The organism is Pseudoalteromonas sp. SWYJ118 (assembly GCF_015864505.1).
GTDB lineage: Bacteria > Pseudomonadota > Gammaproteobacteria > Enterobacterales > Alteromonadaceae > Pseudoalteromonas > Pseudoalteromonas arctica.
The window spans coordinates 24,384-41,609 of sequence record NZ_JADYXC010000012.1; the positions used below are offsets into that span (position 1 = coordinate 24,384).

Consider the following 17,226-nt stretch of genomic DNA (forward strand, 5'->3'; position numbering starts at 1 on the left):
TTGGATCGTTGTAGTTGCAATCTTGTGTCGAATGGTTGCGAATTCAAGGGAATTTTAGATAAAAGTTAGTAAGACGTAAAAAGGCCAAGCAAATGCTTGGCCTTTCAATTTTTTAAATTTAGTGATTTAAATTATTCAGGGGCAACTTCAAGCGTTGTAAATAATGCATAACGTCCTGCATCTACGCCTTCTTCATTTACGGTAACCTTGTTAGAGGTTTCGATTAGGTATAGGCCTGGTTCTTTCCACGTAATTGTAAACATACCGTCTTTATCGGTCGTTACTTTTACTTCGCCACGGTCGTTACGGTAGCGTGTGTCGCCTTTTAAAATACTTACTTCAATGCCTTCACCAGCAGATTTACCATCTTGTAGTAATTGAAAACGTGCTTGCTCACCTACAAATAAATCGTTTGGATGCGTTGGACCGCTAAGCTCTAAGCCTAAACCTAACTGTGCAGGCTTTGAGGTGCCATTTCGGCTTACAAATGTATCTACTGTTGAAACAACCTTCGTTGTAGTTACATCTTTTGCATTGCTAGGTAACTCGGCGTCTGTTTTCTTACCAAATACACGCTTGCGCTTACCTTCTTCGTTTTTATAGAAGGTCATGTACATTGGCTTTTGGGTCATTGCAATGTGGTAAGTGCCTTGCTCTGTTAAGCTTACCGCAGCTGAGCTTTTACGTTTTAAGTAATAAGCACGGATGGTTTCAGATACTGGCTCACCATTAGGCGCAAGTGCCATTAATAATGTGTCGTCGTACTCGGCGCCTTTTTCTTTAGGTTTAAAGGCTTTGTCTGGTGCAAAAATTTCGTTTGAAATGCTCGCGTCAATCATTACGTAATGCGCTTTATCGCCTGATAAAGATGTATGCGAAGGTAGTAACCAACGTCCGTGTGCACTTGCCGAAGTTGACACTAAAGCAGATAAGCTCAATGCGCCGATTAATGCAGTTTTTAATAAATTAATTTTCATTGTATTTCCTTAAATTTAAATGATTAAGTAGCAGCTACTTAGTGCTTACAGTGACGAAACTTTGTGAAAACTCGTTTTTACCATCAATTGTCAGCTTGCCTGATTTAGTTAAATCAAGCTCAACACGGGTGTAGTCTCTGCCGCCTTCTTCGCGTACAACTTCAATATTTAGTAAGTATTTACCTGGTTTTACTGGGTTACCGTCTAAATCATTACCTTGCCAGTTTATGGTGTAAGTACCCGCGCGCTTGGTTGCGCCGCTAATGCCATCAAAGTTGGCATCGCTTTTACCGGCTTTACGCCACCATTGGCGTAAGTCTTTAAACCATTCTGCTTTTTGTACCCAAAGTGCAAGCGTTGTAACGTGTTTGCGCTCTGGTGTTTCAAGCCAAACTGCAACGTATGGACGGTGATACGGTTGTGCTTCTAAGTCGGGAAGCGTTAATTCAACCTCTAGCTGTGGTGTTTGCGCATGCGCCGTTGTTTGAAAAAACGCAGCTACAAGCAGTAATGCGGCGCTTATAAATAATTTAAATTTAACCATTAAGACACTCCTTTTATTTGTGGAACCCAACATAAATAAATAACCAGTGGAGTTGCGACTCCTAGTAAGGTTATCCATATTCCTGCTAAGCGTTTTTTTCTATTTTGAAACAAAATAATCATGCCGGTGATGGCAAATAAAATCATTAGTACGGCAGATATATCAATTACCCAACTCCATACTTCACCGCTGTGGCGGCCTTTATGTAAGTCGCCAATAAGGCTTAAAAAGCCACCTGTTTGGTAATCAAGATTTAGCTCGCCAGTTGTAAAATCAAGCTCTGCGTAGGCAAACCCTGCAGGCAGTGGGTAGTCGAGCATGACAAGCGCGTCTTCTTTTTCCCACTCAATGCTTTTTACTTTAGTAAGTGCATATTGCTCGGCTAAGTAAGCTTCTATTTCTGGGTAAAGCGTTGGCAACGTATTTAGCTGTGCATTTGCTTTAGTAACTAGCTCTGCAGGAATCGTTGCGGTTACTTGACCGTTATTTTTATCGTTTTTAAGCCAATCGAGGTGATTAAGCACAATGCCGCTAACGCAAAATAAAATAAGCAAAAAAAACAAAGCTGTAGAAATATAAATATGTAGAGCACGGCTTGTACTATACAAAGCCCGCTTATTAATAAACGACATAAAAACAGTAAATAAATTAAATTTACAACATGATAATGATTTGCATTAGCTATTACAAATTTACTTACTTATCTTTACATAAAAACTTTAAAACAGAGGTGGTATGCAGGTAAAAAATGAATATTTAATGCTTAGGGGGGCTGGAGGGTCTTAAAATAAGGTAAATCATTACCGATACTTCTATTACTGCAACGAGATAAATAACCCAAATAGGGGCGGCTGAATACAGTAAAAATATAAATCCAATTAACATGCCAATGGCGGCGTAGCATTTGGCTTTAACAGGCACTACTTTATGGGCTTGCCATTGCTGCAGAGTTACACCGTAACGAGGGTGGTTTAACAGCCATTGTTCAAGCGCGGGTGATGAGCGAGTAAAGCAGGTGAGCGCTAAAATAAAAAATATAGTGGTAGGCATGACCGGTAACACAATGCCAATAATGCCCAAGGCTACAAGTATTAAGCCAAGCGCTTTAAACCATAAGTTTTTATAACAAATAAACACTGCTTTTATATTCACTTAGGCTCTTTTTAGGCGTGTTATGGTATCTCTAATTGTAGGCTAAATAGCTATTAATTCGAAGCTTAAAATCAATAAAAAAGGGCAAACTAAGTTTGCCCTTTTAAAAAATAAATGCGGTTAACAGTTTAGAAGTAGTAACCAATATTTATGTTGAAGCGACGTTCTGTATCACCATCACCAATAATTGTTCCGCCAATAAATGGCTGGTTACGTGCTTGAATAAAGTCGAAGTAACTAAAGAAACCACCTGCAGCAACACTCATACCCGTTACGTTCATCCATGTATCTGCGCTATCGTCAGACTTGTCATAAATAATGCCGTAATCGTTGTAAAATTGAATGTCGGTAACTGGGCCCCAATCAAGCGAGTAATTATAAGCAACGTTAAAGTTAGTCATAGTTGCTTCGCTAGATACAGTGTCATAATACGCATACGCACCAACAACAAAGCGGTCGCTGCTGTCGTCTAGATCGTAGTCGTATTCACCGTGTTGAAATTGGATATTCCAGTTGTTAATTGTGCTATCAACATGAAATGCCCATGCGCCGTAGTTACCTGCACGATCGTTACCGTCATGTAAGCCACCACTTAATAGTGATACACCCACATCGGTAGTTATATTTTTGCTGTGCTCAATTTGATACGTCGCACGCCCGGCAAACGTATTGTATTCACCTATGCGAGAGCCTGGTGCATCGTATGTACCTTCCTCTGCTGAACGACTACCAATAATGTCGTAAGAGTAACGATGGTTAATATCTGAAGAGCCACCGTCTATACCACCTAGCTCATCATTTTTGAAAAAGCCTAGGTCTAGTTTCCAGTTATCTTTAAGTTTACGTTTTACTACTACACCTAAATCAAAATCGTCTTCTAGACCTACGTAATAATTAGTACTGAAAAAGTAGCTGTGTGAGTTGTATGGGCCATTACCAAAAGGCACGGGTGCAATACCTGCTTGTCCTTCCCAGCCATCTGCAAACTCGTAACCTAAGTAAGCATACTTAACAACGGTCATGTAATCGTAAAAACGTATTTCGCCGTTAAGTGAAATATCGTTAATCTCACCAGATACATTTATACGGAAAATATCAAAATCAAAATCGCCACCGCGATCTTGGGTATCTTCATCGTATGTGTTGGTGCTGTAATTAAAGCGTATTGCTCCACCAACTTTAATGCCTTCATCTTTTTTCTCAGGTTCAGCTGCGGCAACTTCAACTACTTTTTGATCAGATTTTTTACTGATGTTTGCAACTTGTTGTTCGTGCTGCTTATTAATTTGCTGTTGTTTTGTTTTTTCATCAGCTAACTTATTTTCAAGCAATTGCATTTGTTGCTTTAGCTGTTTAAGTTGGCTTTGTAGTGTGTCTAGATCATCAGACGCATAAGAAGTGCTTGTAACACCACCTAGGACTAGTGCTAGTGTTAATTTTGAGAGTTTAGTCATAATAGCCGCTCTGCTTGTGATTAAAAAATAAAAAATTCAAGACGTCAAAAAACGCCTTACGTTTAGAGTAAGTACAAAACTATGTATTTTTTTTATTGTTTATTCTTTAGGAGCTTGAGTAAGTGCACCAACTTCTAGAAGGGGCGATGCATCTAATTTATCTGCATCCATCATCGCGGCTACACGCTGCATTGATGAGAGTAAAAGGCTCTGTTCCCACTCAGCAAGCGCAGAAAACTTTTCAATAAAGTGTTCTTGCAATGGCTGAGGTGCTTTATCAAGTAACTCTTTTCCTTTCTCGGTGAGGTATAAGCTCACTCTGCGTTTATCCATTTGACTGCGTACGCGTGTTACTAAGTTTCTGCTTTCTATTCTGTCGAGAATATTGGTGACCGTTGCTGGGCTTAAATTTACGTTTTGAGCAATACGGCTCGCCGTTATCCCATCGGTTTTTTTAACTTCTTGCATTATAAGCAATTGTGGGCCAGTTAAACCCGAAGTTTTATTTAGCTGCTTAGAATGTAAGTCAATCGCGCGGATTACTTTACGTAAAGAAACCAATAACTCGTCATATTTTTGCATTTGCTTATCTCATCGATGGGGCGGTAGTTTGCCGTAATCGCGAAATGTTACACATCAAATAAATTGAATTCAAACAATATATTGCACATTAGGCCGCTTTTGTTGGTTTTTAATAGTTAGAGCAGTAACTAATGTAAAATTATATTGTTTAAATTATAGTAAATTTTCTTAGCATCTTGTGTGCATTAAGTTGCGCACAGTACGTATGTTGTGAATAATTGGCAAGTCTTATTGTATAGACTTTAGTATTATTCATTTACAGCTGTTAGTACAAAGTAATTGTTTGTGAGTTTACTGTATATGTATTAATCGGCAATGAACAAATTCAGCAATCAATATTTAATATCAATAGCGTATACTTTAAGCATGCATTATTGTTTCTGCACAAACATTAAAAATCTTTAGTATCAGTATTATAGGGGAAGGTATGAAATTATCGCCATCAGTTAGCATTGAGCAAAGCGAAACCGGTCTTGAGTTTATTAAAATAGCTAGCTCAAAGTGCGATGCAAAAATATTTTTGCAAGGTGGGCAAATTACCGAGTTTATCCCTAAAAATAACAAGCCACTTATATGGGTATCACAAGACGAAACCTATCAAGAAGGGGCAAGTATTCGAGGTGGTATTCCTATTTGTTGGCCGTGGTTTGGTACACACGCTAATGATGGCTGGCCTGCCCATGGTTTTGCGCGCACAAGCGTGTGGCAAGCTGATGAAGTACACGAATCTGATGAGCAAATTACAGTTAGTTTAAAGCTACCCATGAAGCTTGTTAATACGACGTATTGGCCGCATCAGTCAGCATTAAAAGTTGAGTTTGTGTTAAGCGATAAATTACAGGTTCGCTTAACGACCGCTAACTTAGGGAGTGCGCCATTTAGCTTTACTCAAGCGCTGCATACCTATTTTCCTACATCAGACATTACAAATACCTATGTTGATGGTTTGCAAGGCGCGCAATATATTGAGTTTAGTGAAGGGCCATTTGTACAAAATGATGTTGTAAGCTTTAATCGCGAAACCGACATGGTTTATACACAAGCAAATACAATGCAAACTATTAAAACGCCAGAAGGTGTTATTAATGTGAGCCGCGAAAACTCAAATTCGTGTGTACTGTGGAACCCATGGATAGAAAAATCAAAACGCTTATCTAACTTTGCTGACGATGAGTATAAAACAATGCTCTGCTTAGAGGCTGCTAATGTACTGACAGATAAAGTAACGCTTGAGCCAAAACAAAGCCACACCTTAATAACCACCATTAGTTGGTAAGCTAGCCATAATTAAAAGCAGGAATAGGGACAAATAGTGTTTAACAATCAACAAATAATGGATTTACCAAAGCATAGTGATATTAGCTTTAAGCCATTGGCTGATAAAGCCTTATTACATACACAGCTTAGCTCGCTTCTGTTTTATATACCGCTAATTGGAGCGCTTATTGCTGTTTGTTATTTTAATGAAGCCTTTGCTAATAATGCACAAACGTATTTGCTAATTGGTATGCCTATTTTGGTGGCCGTATCTATGGCGTACAACATGATAAGTGTGAGGTTACGAGGTTTTGCAGTGCGAAATCATGACATTGCTTTTAAAAAAGGCGTTATTTGGCAACAAGTGACGGTATTACCTTTAGCGCGTGTACAGCATATGGAAATACACCAAGGGCCAATAGAGCGAAAACTTAGCCTTGCGAGTATTAAATTATTTAGCGCTGGCGGTGTAAGTGCCGATTTACAAATTAGTGGGCTAACCCATGATGATTGTAAAAATATGCGCCAATTTGTACAAAACTACCGCCAAGACGACGCAACTACTCAGGCAACTTTAGTCGATGAGTAATGCAACTATCGAAGATAAAGCGAGCCCTATTTACTGGCAAAAAGTATCGCCCTGGGCGCTTTTATACTTTGTTGTGCACTTTAGTGTGCGCTTTGTAAAAGATGGCCTTTTAAACTTACTGCCTATGCTTGTCGTGTTTGTTACTCAAGTAGAAAATAAGTTGTTTTGGGCGCAAGTTGCAGGTGGTATTGCGCTGATTTCGTTGCTTGTTTACTCATTTTTATATTATTTAAATTTTAAGTTTTGTATTAGTAGCGATAACGAAATATTGCTTAACAAAGGCGTATTTAAAAAAGAGCGACTTACGCTTAAATTTGGCCGCGTACAAAATGTTAATATTGCCGAGCCATTTTATTTTACCCCCGTAAACTTAGTTAATTGTATTTTTGATGCTGCAGGCAGTGTGTCGCAAGAAGTTGTTTTACCCGGCGTCACTAAAGACTACGCACAGCAAATGCGTAAACAAATATTTGCTTTTAAAGCGCAGCAACAAGAAGAAATACAAAGCACTGAGCAAAGCGAAGTAGATACTATTGAAAATAGCCTAAGCATTAGCAATAAAGAAATAGCCAAATTTGGTTTAATGTCGAATATGGCTATTTTAGCAATCGCTGCTTTTGCCCCTTTTATAAACCTGATTGTTGATTTTTTAGAGAAGCAAATTATTGCTAAAGTAGAAGGCTTTTATCAGCAAGAGCTTGGCATGCTGGCAAGTGCTGCTACCTTTGCGATGATCACCTTAATTGTTTTGCTAGTTTTGGTAGCGGTGATGCTATCGGTGACTATGTCGCTTATTCGTTTTTATAATTTTGAGCTTTACTTTAAAGGTCAAAAATTTAAACGTATTGCAGGCTTGTTAGAGCGCCATCAGCTTTCGATGAGCATGGATAAAGTGCAATCTATTGTTATAAAGCAAAACTTAATGGGCCGATTACTAAAGCGATTTACTGTGGAGTGTTTGCAAGCAAGTAGCGGTGGTTTAGTTGCAGGTGTTGCGGCTAAACAAAATAAACAAACCTTAGTGTTACCTGTATTAAATAGCGAACAAGTTGATAGCGTATGCCAATGGATTTACCCGTGGTTTAACAGTAAAAAACTCGCTTTTAAGCGCGCAGAGCGAGCGCTTTTGTATAAAAATTTAGGCTTTTATTCATTGTTACCCAGTGCGCTAGTGTTTGGCTTTTGTTTTATTGCCGATATTAACACTTTGATTAGCCTTGGTGTTTTGGTGGTGTTTTCTGGCTTGGTAACCTTATCGTATCAGCGTTATGGTTATTACATGCATGAGGATAATGGTCGATTTTACATGGTTGTACGCAAAGGGTTGATTGGCGTTCATTACCGTGTTTTTGAGCTTTATAAAGCGCAAAGTGCACGCAGTATAAGTACGTACTTAATGCGCAAATCAGGCTTAAAAAGCTTATACATACAACTTGCTTCAGGCTTTGCATTTATGCCCTACATAAAGCAGCAAGACGCTGACTTTATTATCGATTTTACAATTAAGCAGATTGAGTCAGATACTCGCAGCTGGATGTAATACCTCTTCATTAAAAAAATAAGGCATGTGTAAATACACATTTGCACATGCTTTATTACACTTTCTTACTGCCCCTGAAAGACATTTAATAATACCCTAGATGGTATTAAGGAATTCTTTTAGGGACACTCATGAAAAAAACACTTATCGCATCGGCTTTATTACTAGCAGCACCAAGCTTTGCAGCCGATTGGCAAACTATTCATACCGAACATTTTAATATTCACTACAGTGTTGAGCATGCTGATTTTGCTAAATCAACTGCAACAGAGCTTGAAATAGTACGCACCAAAGTGCTTGAGCAGCAAAACCGAGCACTTGATAAAACAGTTGATGTAGTGGTGTTTGATCCCCTAAATGCAGCAAACGGCTTTGCGCTACCTACCTCAAGTAACCCTGTAATGGCACTTTTTACAACCCCACCACAATCCGACACAGTTATATCAAACAGTTCTGGCTGGCAGCAGTTGCTTGTGTTACATGAATATATTCACTTAGTGCATTTAGCACAGCCTACACGTAACGATTGGCAGCAAAAAATGCGTGGTATATGGGACTTGTACGATTTAACCTATAGCAATACACCACGCTGGGTAGCCGAAGGTTATGCCACATTGATTGAATCAAAAATGACAGGGCGAGGGCGGTTATTTGATAACTATTCTGAGTCGATGTTGATTGAATTTGCTCAGCAAGGTGCTTTACCAAGTTATAGCCAGTTAAGTGCAATGGAGGGCGACTTTATGGCGGGCTCTATGGCTTACTTAATGGGTAGTCGCTTTTTAAATTGGTTAGAGAAAAACTATTCAGAACAAACACTCGATAGTGTTTGGACGCGAATGCAAGGCGTAAAAACGCGTGATTTTGATGAGGCATTTAGCGGTGTGTTTGGGCAAAGTGCAGCCAAGCTATATCGCCGATTTATAGCTGAATATACCTATAAAGCAATGCAAATAGAGCAAGGGGAGTCGTTACTTAATAGTGAACTTTGGCTTGAGCTTAACTTATATGCAAGTAACCCAGTACTTTCAAAAGATGGTAGTAAAATTGCGATTGTTGAGCGAGATAAAGAGAGTAATACCAAGCTTATAATTTATAGCACGGATGACAACATTAAAGCGCAAGAAGAGTTTACTAAAGCGCAAAAAGAGCTACTCGAAAACGATGCACAAGATATTCCCGATACAGCGCCCAGTGTGTTTAAGCGCGAACAAAAGCAAGTGCTTAATCAAATAAACCGAGCCGGTATTGCAAATCCTCAATGGGTAAATAGCACAACTTTATATTTCAATGCGTACAGCAATGAAGAGTCGGATATTTATAACAAAGTGTCTGACATATTTAGCTATAACACTGACACTGGAAATATTACACAACTTACCGAACTTGCTGGTATACGACGATTTAGCGTAACCAGTAACGGCGAAACCTTGTATGGCGAGCAAATAAGAGATGGCTACTCTGAATTAGTAAAGGTTGATCTCAATACGCAAACCATCACACCATTATTTACAAAAAGCCTTGAGACAACTTACGATTACCCAATACTCAGTCCTGATGAAACTAAATTAGCTTATTTATCAACGTCATTAAATGAAAATTGGCAATTGTATATACAAGGTATAAACGGCGAACAACAGCTGTCAGTACCTATGCCAAACGGGTATCAATATTTAAGTCAGCCAAGCTTTAGCCATAATGGCGAGTCACTTTATTTTGTTGCAGGTTTAAATAGCGCCACCGATATTTATAACTACAACATAGAGAGTAAAGCACTCACCAAGTTAACCCAAGGGCAAGAGGCCGTTGCCCACCCAATTGAAATGGCTGATGGCTCGTTACTCTATTTTTCGATAACTGCAGATGGGCCAAATGTAAAAACACTGCCAAAAGCTATAAAAAGCACTGTAGTTACTGAGTTTGCAGCTAACAAAAAAGCACCGCTGCTAATAGTAAACGAACATACACTTCCAAAAGCTAAAATATATACGCACGAAACTACAGAGCAAACAAATTACAACGTGCTCGACCAGCACGCTACTTTCGCGATTGGCTCTCAATATTATTCGGCTTCTACCAGTTTGTTAGATTTAAGCATTAAAAGTAGCGACTTATTAAAGCAGCTCGACTTACAAGCGGGTTATAGCACTGATTTACACGATGGGGCATTGCACGGTGGTTATGTGCAGGCAAAATATAATGCGCTTGATGTAAAACTGAAACTTGCACTGTTTGACTACAATTTAGATACATCGCGCCAGTCTCAGCAAAGTCTAAGTGCAGACATGGATGCCCGTGGTGGTTTTGCCGCAATAAGTTACCCCGTTAAATTTGGGCAGTTAAGTTTAATGCCAGAGCTTGCCTACAATTACACTGATTATAAGCAAAGCCATAAAAGTTGGACGCGTTTAGGTATTGCTCAAAATTGGCAATATGATCGTCAAGACTTTGCTATAGGCCAAAGTATTTATGCGAGTTGGTACGATGGCAGTAGCAAAAGTAATAATTGGCAAGGTTATGATTTAGCCGCCAAAATTTTTGGTAAAGCGTTTGGTATTCCTCTTTATGCAAACTTTGATCAAAAGCAACGCGACGACAGCAGCCTTGCATTAGGTGGCTTTAGCTCAAATCTTATTAATCAGCAGCAAAATAGTGAATATGTACTTTCATTTGAGCTGCCTTTTTACAGTGCAACTGCAAAGCGCTATCAAGGCTACGGTGGCGGCTTTAGCTTTAAAGAAGGCATGCCGTGGCTTTATTATAAGCAACATCAACTCGACGACACCGTATATGCACAAAGTTACGGCTTAAAGTACCAAGGTGACTTTAGTTTTGGAATGGGGCCAGCAGGTGTAAACGATTTAACGTTTAATATGGGACTGTCGCGAGTAGAAGGCGACAGTTTTGAAGATGAAATGCGTGCTTGGCTGAGCTTTTATTATTCACTTTAGCGTTTAAAGTTAACCACGGTTTGGCTAAGTTATTTGTCCATTTGTAACGACAGTAACTTAGCTTGATATACATCGAGTTTTTGATTATCACGTTCTAGTTCAATTGCTTTCTCAAGTAAGGTTTGTGTTTGTTTAATATTACCTTGTTGATAGCGAACTTTTGCGAGTTCCAAGTATAACTCAGCAATGTAAGGCGCTTTAGTAATAGCTTGCTCAAGGTGTGCTTTAGCCTGATGAGCGTGGCCAGCTTGTAAGTCGTTTTTAGCGATTACTAGTAATTCATATGGGTCTTTTTCTTTATTAACTAATTGTGAGGTGAGCTCCTTAACAAGCTCTTTGTCGCCTAATTTTTTAGCTAAAAGCTGATAGTTGCTGATTAAATTAATGCTTATTTCATTATTACTAAGTGCTGTTTGATAGATGTTTTTAGCGCTTTGTAAATCACCAGCCCGACGATGCAAAATGCCCGCTATATTAAATAATTCAGGATCATTGGGAGTGTATTTGTTTGCTTGTAGAATAAGTGAGTAAGCAATATCCAGCTGTTTGTCTGCTAGCGCTGTTGCAGCTAAATTACTGTAAAACTTAGAAACTAAATCGTTATAGTCTGCGCTGCTTGAATAAAAACTGCGACGAGTAGGGAAGTAATCAATTAAGGTGCCCGCTCTGAAAAACTCAATTATATTATCATCTTTTTTCTCTACTTTTGGAGCATATACTTTTGTTCTAAAGTGATTAGCGACATAAACAACATTATTTTCTTTTGCGTATATGGGCTTACTTGTAACTTCTTGAAAGCTTGTTTCTAACCCAAGAGCTTGTGCGTAGCTTTGCGTTAAAATGGCTAAACTAATGCAATTACCTTGCGAACGCTTTAGGGTTTGAGCTGAACTAAGTGTATCGCCATGGTATTTAAAGTTAGCTATCTGGCTTTCGAGGTAGTTGTAAATTATGCGGTCATCACGGATTTGGGATAGCTTTTGGTTTTCGGCGTAAGCTAAAAACATTTCTTTTTCAGCATCCGGTAACTCAAAAATACTGTGCTCGGAAGGTGTGTCTAGTTTATTAAACAAAGAATGGTTTAATAGTTGTTCAAGCCCTACTTGTTGTTCTACTTGCTGAACCTTGGTTGTGTTACATCCAACTAAAAATAAAAAGGTAATACTAATAACTATTTTGATAAATATCATAACCCACTCCTTTGTTAATTTTTACATTACAATGTGGTGGGTTTTTAATCAATGTTATAGATTTTTTTTCTAAAAATTTTATAAATGGACTAATGCTAAATTTACGATGTATAAAATTTTGGCTTAAATACTAATGTGACCATAGTTTTATAATGAAACACTAATAAACTATGCCCTCAGCCCTAATACAGAGCTGTAGGCAAAATAACGGTAGTAGCTTTGGGTATGCGCTAAGTAGAGTTTTATTATTCACTTTAAATGACTGTTAAGTAAATGTTATATTCTGAGCTGTTTTAATAAAATAAGTATTTTGACAATGTCATTTAAGCATCAGAAAGTTCCCAAGAGCGTTGTACTTCCAAGCGTCCCCTCCGACGCACCTGGTTTAAGGTATGAAAAGCCAGAACTAGGTAGTAACTATTGGGTTGTTGATGAGTTTTTTAAACATGAAGAAGCAATGGCTATTCGTTCTTCATGTTTAAAAAAAGAGGTTTGGAAGTACGGTAAGCCGTATACCAAAGAACTTTGGCCTGGAATGCGCACTCCTAATGCTCTAAATAGTAAACAGCTTAAAAAAATAGAAAAATATGTTAAGTCAGTTATCAAAAAAAATAAATTATGGGTTGCTGATTCCAATAAGGTTGTAGTTGATACCAATACTGCAATTTTAGTGGGGGCTGAAGAAGGGGCTTCTAGGCCTCATGTAGATAATCGTTATTTATGTAGATACGCTGCTGTTTTGTATTTAAATCCTGATCCAATTACCTCTGCCGGTACCTCTTTTTATCGTTTAAAGTATGCAAATGAAGCGGCAGGAGGAAATATTGTCGATCCTCCTTATGCTAACCTTGTTGATGCACTTAATGTAAGTAGCCTTCCATATAGCGCATGGTATAAAGACATAGATATTGAGAATCGCTTTAATCGTTTAATTATATTTAAAGGTAGTATTGTTCACAGTGCATCTGAGTATTTTGGAGATGATTTAAATACTAAAAGGCTGGCGATAACATTTTTTTGGATGTGCGAAGATTAATTAATAATTCTTTTTAGGCAGAAAAATCTTGTCGATAGTAAGGCAAAAATTTCGTTATTTAGTTGTTCTAAATGAGACGTTTTTAATGCAACTAGCGTTAGGTTTACTCCCTCAAAATGACTAAGTATTATTGCGCACTCTCTTCTATAAATAATATGTAGAGTGCTGTTTTTATAATTTATAAATAGCTTATTATTAAATGAATCATAAGCTATTATTTTTAAACGCTAGGGCATGTTGAACTTTGTGGATTGAAATTTGTTCAATCTAGGGGCGATTAAATCGCGGCGCGAGGTTTGTAACCTAGTGGGCTAAGTAAAAACCGAGCAAAGCTTCCGCGTCCTGCTCACGCCCCTTACCTACATCCATGTAGGCAACAAAGAGTCAATCGTCCCTAGAAAGAACCCTTAGGGCAGCGCATGTTTGGTATTTATGCTGCGTTATCGCCTATTCATGGGGAATAACCACACTACATAGGCTCCGCCTTGCCTAAAAACCAAACATACTGCTGCAAATTCACCCACCAAAGATCAACACGCCCTAGTGACTTGGCGTTTATTTAAACGGTTTTTTTGTGATTGTTTTTTACGTTTTCGGCGAGTAAACCATAAATAAAAACCAGTACCTGCTAGCCACACTGGGCTTAAACCAATTACGCACCACAGTATTTTACTTATTAGCCCTGCAAAGTAGCCAAAATGAAGCTTTCTAAAGCTATCAATTACCTGCCAGCCAACGCCTACTTCGCGAATATCCCAGTTAGCTATGTGCTCGCCTGTTAGCTTGTTATAGCTAACCGTATTGGCATACTCACTAGCAAGTGGGTTGGCGGTATCGACTTCGCCGAATAAAGTAATATTTTCGTCAGGTTCGAGTGGCATAACTAAAAACGTGCCGTTAAAAGTGGGTATTTGCTTTTTACTGTCATCAAGTATGCGTTGAAACGAAATATCGCTACTGTGTAGGTTTTTGGTTAGTACAAAGTGCTCTTCCTCTGCGTGTTCAATAACTTCGTGATACCACACCGCCCAGTTAAAGTAGCCACCTGTGATAGCTAAAATAATAATGATGGGAGATCCTATAACCCCCGTCATTTTATGAATGTCGCTAAGTACAATTTGCAGTGTTGCACGCCAGCGCACACTAAATAGACGCTGCCAAAATTTACGATAAATAATAAGCCCAGTAATACCTAATACCAATAAAAACAGAGCAAAAAAGAAGCCTAGTACAGTGCCTGTTTGCCCTGGCAGGTTTTTAAAGTCGTTCAGTAAAAAAGTGTAATGTAGTTCTAAAAACCAATCGGTAAAATAATGGCTGGTACCAACAGGTTCAGACAAAATGTCACCCGTATACTGGTTTAAATGAAACTTATACCATTGCTCTGTGCCGCGTTTGACTAAGTAAACCCGATCAGCTGTATCATTGTTAAATATTTCCCAACTACCTACTACATATTCAGGGTAAGCATGCTCTGTTTTTGCAATTAACGTGTCGATTGGCATGCGCTCTGGCAGTGCATTTACAACAAAGTGGCTGCTTGGCATAAGTAAGCCATCTATTTCACTTTTAAAAACTAATACGCTCCCTGTAATACTAATAACAATCAATGGAATGATAGCTATTAGAGCGATCCAACTGTGAATTTTAAAAAGAGTTTTTCTCATAGGTAGTTTTATATACAGCAGTTAATGACTTGCGCATGATAACAACTATCATTTTTATTTAACAGTTTGACGGTGAGGCTTTCTATTAAACCGGTAAACCGTGAACTTAATTCTACGGTTTTTGTATACCTAGCTTGCCAGTACCTAAAACAAGAATTTCTTATTTAGTTGAGTTAAATTTACGCGGCTCTACAATGCCGCGCTCATAGTAAAAGCCTTTTAAAACAAATGTTTATTAAATGTTTTTATTTCTGCTTTTAATTAACATTTATGTAACGAGCGAGGTTGCTTTGGCGCATTATTTGCCTATATTGTCTTCATTTATTTTGGTTTTTAGTTTTTTACCATTACTAAACAAAATTCGAAAAAATCGTAGTGTCTCAGGTTTATCACTATTGATGATGACGTTTGGGTTAGCACAAAGCCTTTATTTTATAACCTACAATATTTATTTTGAGCGTTTTTATATTGCGTTACCATTTATTGTAACCGGTGCGTTAAGCGGACTTATTTTGTATTTTTTTGCACGTTATAACGCAGCTAAACGAGAACGGGTACAGTTGTTTACTATGCTAGGTTTTTCGTTACTGCCTTTTTCACTACTTTTGAATTCAAGCCTCGATACTGCAACGGTATTAAGCGCTTTAACGTATGTTGGCCTTGTGATGAGTTCGGTACGTGTTATGCCGCAAACTTATAAAACATTGCGTACGGGTAATGTAAGTAATTTAAGCGCGCGCTACTTTAGCTTGCAGTTTATTGCTGGTATTTGCGGCTTAGTTGTTGAGCTTACAACAGCGGCTCCAAGCACAGCGCACTTACTTATGTTTATTATGCTGTTGCTTACCAATGCTGTGCAATTTGGTTGTATGCAATATTATAGAATGCGGCCTGTAATGGCTTAAAAACAAGCTACTTAAGTTCCTATTTAGCCTAATTTATGGCAAATTACTTTATCTAATAAAAGGATAAAGTATGAATTGGAATCAGTTTGGCTATATTTGCCGTGTTAATAGCTCTAAAACACTAAGTACAGAGCAAAAAGATGAGCTGAGTACACCGCCCCATTTAAATATGTATGCCAATAGCGGGTCGCATAGTAAATTAGCGCATAATCTGGTGACGCAAATTGCATCTCAAGATGAAGCAACATCGCAAAAGCAAGCTACGTATTATCAATGTTTACCGGAATTAGTTAACGAATTTAAGTTTGAGCACAAGGGCTGGCTTAGTTACTTAACCATTGTATTTGTTATTTATGTTTTATCCTCTTTGTTGTATCAGTCTTTTGTTGTGCCTACTTTTGTTGAGATATATAGCAAGCATACTGTTTCTTTAAATCATGTATTTGATGATTATTTTACGTACTGGTATGTGCCAATTATTTTACTCGTTTTATTGCTGAGTATTATTTTTACCGTTATTTTAAAGCTAAAAAATGTAAGTGCTCTCACAGAGCTAAAGCCTTTTTCGGGTTTATTTAAATTTCTTATTCCTCGTCAATTAATTAATGAGCATAACTCTTTAATTACCACGCTATTATTTCCAAGTAATCATAAAAAGGGTGTTAAAGCCTCTACACCTCAAACCCAGCACTTAGCTCAATGCGAGCTGCTAGGTTTAGAAACCCAAGAAGAATTTAAAGCGTTATTAAAGCAGCAGCTAAAGTTACTTAATACACATATTAAAAGCTTTATAAATAAGCTCGTTATTGTTTATGGTTTGGTCATTGTTGTGTCTATTTGCTTATTTGTGAAAGCGGCTTATCAACCACTATTTATGCTAGGAGAAGTGCTATGAGAACAAAAGGATTTACGTTAATAGAGTTGATGGTGGTGGTGTCCATTATTGGTATTTTAGCTGCGGTTGCGCTACCTCAATACAGTAAGTATATACAACGAGCAGAACTTGTTGACCCACTTGCAATGGCAGCTGCCATTAGAGAAGACGTTACGGTTTATTATCTTGAAAACAGGCGTTTTCCAGCAAGTAATGAACAAGCAGGTGTGCCTGCAGGTAAATTTTTGATTGGCAATCGAGTAACAGGTATTACAGTTGATAATGGTGCTATTCATATTAGCTTGGGTAATAAAGCTTCACAGCTTTTGCAAAATACAGTTTTAACATTCAGACCCGCAGTTGTAACGGGAAGCCCTACAAGCCCGATTGCGTGGTTATGTGGGTTTGACGAACCGGTAACTGGCATGCAAGCGGTTGGCGAAAATAAAACAACAGTACCAAAAGAAATTTTACCTTCAGCGTGTATATAAAATAGTTTAGGGGATTA

General features: G+C 38.1%; 16 protein-coding genes. 8 read left to right on the top strand and 8 right to left on the bottom strand.

The features are described 5' to 3' along the window. Positions 1–131: 131 nt before the first annotated feature. The 6 genes from I6F48_RS12315 to I6F48_RS12340 form a co-directional block, all read right to left on the bottom strand. Entirely contained in the window at positions 132–977 is an 846-nt protein-coding gene (locus tag I6F48_RS12315; protein ID WP_197119545.1) for a DUF4198 domain-containing protein, read from the bottom strand. Between the two features lie 34 nt (positions 978–1,011). After that, entirely contained in the window at positions 1,012–1,521 is a 510-nt protein-coding gene (locus tag I6F48_RS12320) for a DUF2271 domain-containing protein (protein WP_197112628.1), read from the bottom strand. Then, positions 1,521–2,153, bottom strand: a complete 633-nt coding sequence (locus tag I6F48_RS12325; RefSeq protein WP_197119546.1) for a PepSY-associated TM helix domain-containing protein — start codon at positions 2,151–2,153, stop codon at positions 1,521–1,523. Before I6F48_RS12325 ends, I6F48_RS12320 begins: the two co-directional genes overlap by 1 nt. 124 nt (positions 2,154–2,277) lie before the next feature. Continuing rightward, positions 2,278–2,673, bottom strand: coding sequence for a YbaN family protein (locus tag I6F48_RS12330; protein ID WP_007580453.1), 396 nt, complete (start codon positions 2,671–2,673; stop codon positions 2,278–2,280). A gap of 128 nt (positions 2,674–2,801) precedes the next feature. Next, on the bottom strand, positions 2,802–4,127 hold the full coding sequence (locus tag I6F48_RS12335) for a hypothetical protein (RefSeq protein WP_007580455.1): 1,326 nt from the start codon (positions 4,125–4,127) through the stop codon (positions 2,802–2,804). A 99-nt stretch (positions 4,128–4,226) separates the two neighbouring features. Then, entirely contained in the window at positions 4,227–4,709 is a 483-nt protein-coding gene (locus I6F48_RS12340; protein WP_010554531.1) for a MarR family winged helix-turn-helix transcriptional regulator, read from the bottom strand. 427 nt (positions 4,710–5,136) lie between these two features. On the opposite strand from I6F48_RS12340, the gene I6F48_RS12345 reads away from it, so the two are divergent. From I6F48_RS12345 to I6F48_RS12360, 4 genes are all read left to right on the top strand, one after another. Next, on the top strand, positions 5,137–5,985 hold the full coding sequence (locus I6F48_RS12345; RefSeq protein ID WP_197119547.1) for a D-hexose-6-phosphate mutarotase: 849 nt from the start codon (positions 5,137–5,139) through the stop codon (positions 5,983–5,985). A 36-nt stretch (positions 5,986–6,021) separates the two neighbouring features. Then, complete coding sequence (locus tag I6F48_RS12350; protein ID WP_007580462.1) at positions 6,022–6,555, top strand: PH domain-containing protein; 534 nt, start codon at positions 6,022–6,024, stop codon at positions 6,553–6,555. Then, positions 6,548–8,095, top strand: a complete 1,548-nt coding sequence (locus I6F48_RS12355; RefSeq protein ID WP_197119548.1) for a PH domain-containing protein — start codon at positions 6,548–6,550, stop codon at positions 8,093–8,095. Before I6F48_RS12350 ends, I6F48_RS12355 begins: the two co-directional genes overlap by 8 nt. Before the next feature lie 131 nt (positions 8,096–8,226). Then, entirely contained in the window at positions 8,227–11,046 is a 2,820-nt protein-coding gene (locus I6F48_RS12360) for a TolB family protein (protein WP_197119549.1), read from the top strand. 29 nt (positions 11,047–11,075) lie between these two features. On the opposite strand, the gene I6F48_RS12365 is transcribed toward I6F48_RS12360, so the two are convergent. After that, the gene (locus I6F48_RS12365; protein WP_197119550.1) at positions 11,076–12,236 is read right to left on the bottom strand and encodes a tetratricopeptide repeat protein; all 1,161 of its coding nucleotides are present in this window, start codon (positions 12,234–12,236) and stop codon (positions 11,076–11,078) included. Positions 12,237–12,552: 316 nt separating this feature from the next. On the opposite strand from I6F48_RS12365, the gene I6F48_RS12370 reads away from it, so the two are divergent. Next, the gene (locus I6F48_RS12370) at positions 12,553–13,272 is read left to right on the top strand and encodes a DUF6445 family protein (RefSeq protein ID WP_007580474.1); all 720 of its coding nucleotides are present in this window, start codon (positions 12,553–12,555) and stop codon (positions 13,270–13,272) included. Between the two features lie 530 nt (positions 13,273–13,802). On the opposite strand, the gene I6F48_RS12375 is transcribed toward I6F48_RS12370, so the two are convergent. Beyond that, on the bottom strand, positions 13,803–14,939 hold the full coding sequence (locus tag I6F48_RS12375) for a PepSY-associated TM helix domain-containing protein (RefSeq protein ID WP_197119551.1): 1,137 nt from the start codon (positions 14,937–14,939) through the stop codon (positions 13,803–13,805). Between the two features lie 290 nt (positions 14,940–15,229). Between I6F48_RS12375 and I6F48_RS12380 the strand changes: the two genes are divergently transcribed. The 3 genes from I6F48_RS12380 to I6F48_RS12390 all read left to right on the top strand — a co-directional run bounded on the left by I6F48_RS12380 (position 15,230) and on the right by I6F48_RS12390 (position 17,209). Beyond that, positions 15,230–15,844: a PQ-loop repeat-containing protein gene (locus I6F48_RS12380; protein ID WP_033012533.1), complete on the top strand. Its 615-nt coding sequence runs from the start codon at positions 15,230–15,232 to the stop codon at positions 15,842–15,844. Between the two features lie 70 nt (positions 15,845–15,914). After that, entirely contained in the window at positions 15,915–16,739 is an 825-nt protein-coding gene (locus tag I6F48_RS12385; protein WP_165729352.1) for a hypothetical protein, read from the top strand. Further along, on the top strand, positions 16,736–17,209 hold the full coding sequence (locus tag I6F48_RS12390; protein WP_165729351.1) for a pilin: 474 nt from the start codon (positions 16,736–16,738) through the stop codon (positions 17,207–17,209). Before I6F48_RS12385 ends, I6F48_RS12390 begins: the two co-directional genes overlap by 4 nt. The last annotated feature ends 17 nt before the right edge of the window (positions 17,210–17,226 follow it).

Excerpts from the sequence above, each read along its gene's own strand:
- I6F48_RS12315 (WP_197119545.1), bottom strand. The coding sequence starts at position 977 with ATGAAAATTAATTTATTAAAAACTGCATTAATCGGCGCATTGAGCTTA.
- I6F48_RS12320 (WP_197112628.1), bottom strand. The coding sequence starts at position 1,521 with ATGGTTAAATTTAAATTATTTATAAGCGCCGCATTACTGCTTGTAGCT.
- I6F48_RS12325 (WP_197119546.1), bottom strand. The coding sequence starts at position 2,153 with ATGTCGTTTATTAATAAGCGGGCTTTGTATAGTACAAGCCGTGCTCTA.
- I6F48_RS12335 (WP_007580455.1), bottom strand. The coding sequence starts at position 4,127 with ATGACTAAACTCTCAAAATTAACACTAGCACTAGTCCTAGGTGGTGTT.
- I6F48_RS12340 (WP_010554531.1), bottom strand. The coding sequence starts at position 4,709 with ATGCAAAAATATGACGAGTTATTGGTTTCTTTACGTAAAGTAATCCGC.
- I6F48_RS12345 (WP_197119547.1), top strand. The coding sequence starts at position 5,137 with ATGAAATTATCGCCATCAGTTAGCATTGAGCAAAGCGAAACCGGTCTT.
- I6F48_RS12355 (WP_197119548.1), top strand. The coding sequence starts at position 6,548 with ATGAGTAATGCAACTATCGAAGATAAAGCGAGCCCTATTTACTGGCAA.
- I6F48_RS12360 (WP_197119549.1), top strand. The coding sequence starts at position 8,227 with ATGAAAAAAACACTTATCGCATCGGCTTTATTACTAGCAGCACCAAGC.
- I6F48_RS12365 (WP_197119550.1), bottom strand. The coding sequence starts at position 12,236 with ATGATATTTATCAAAATAGTTATTAGTATTACCTTTTTATTTTTAGTT.
- I6F48_RS12370 (WP_007580474.1), top strand. The coding sequence starts at position 12,553 with ATGTCATTTAAGCATCAGAAAGTTCCCAAGAGCGTTGTACTTCCAAGC.
- I6F48_RS12375 (WP_197119551.1), bottom strand. The coding sequence starts at position 14,939 with ATGAGAAAAACTCTTTTTAAAATTCACAGTTGGATCGCTCTAATAGCT.
- I6F48_RS12385 (WP_165729352.1), top strand. The coding sequence starts at position 15,915 with ATGAATTGGAATCAGTTTGGCTATATTTGCCGTGTTAATAGCTCTAAA.
- I6F48_RS12390 (WP_165729351.1), top strand. The coding sequence starts at position 16,736 with ATGAGAACAAAAGGATTTACGTTAATAGAGTTGATGGTGGTGGTGTCC.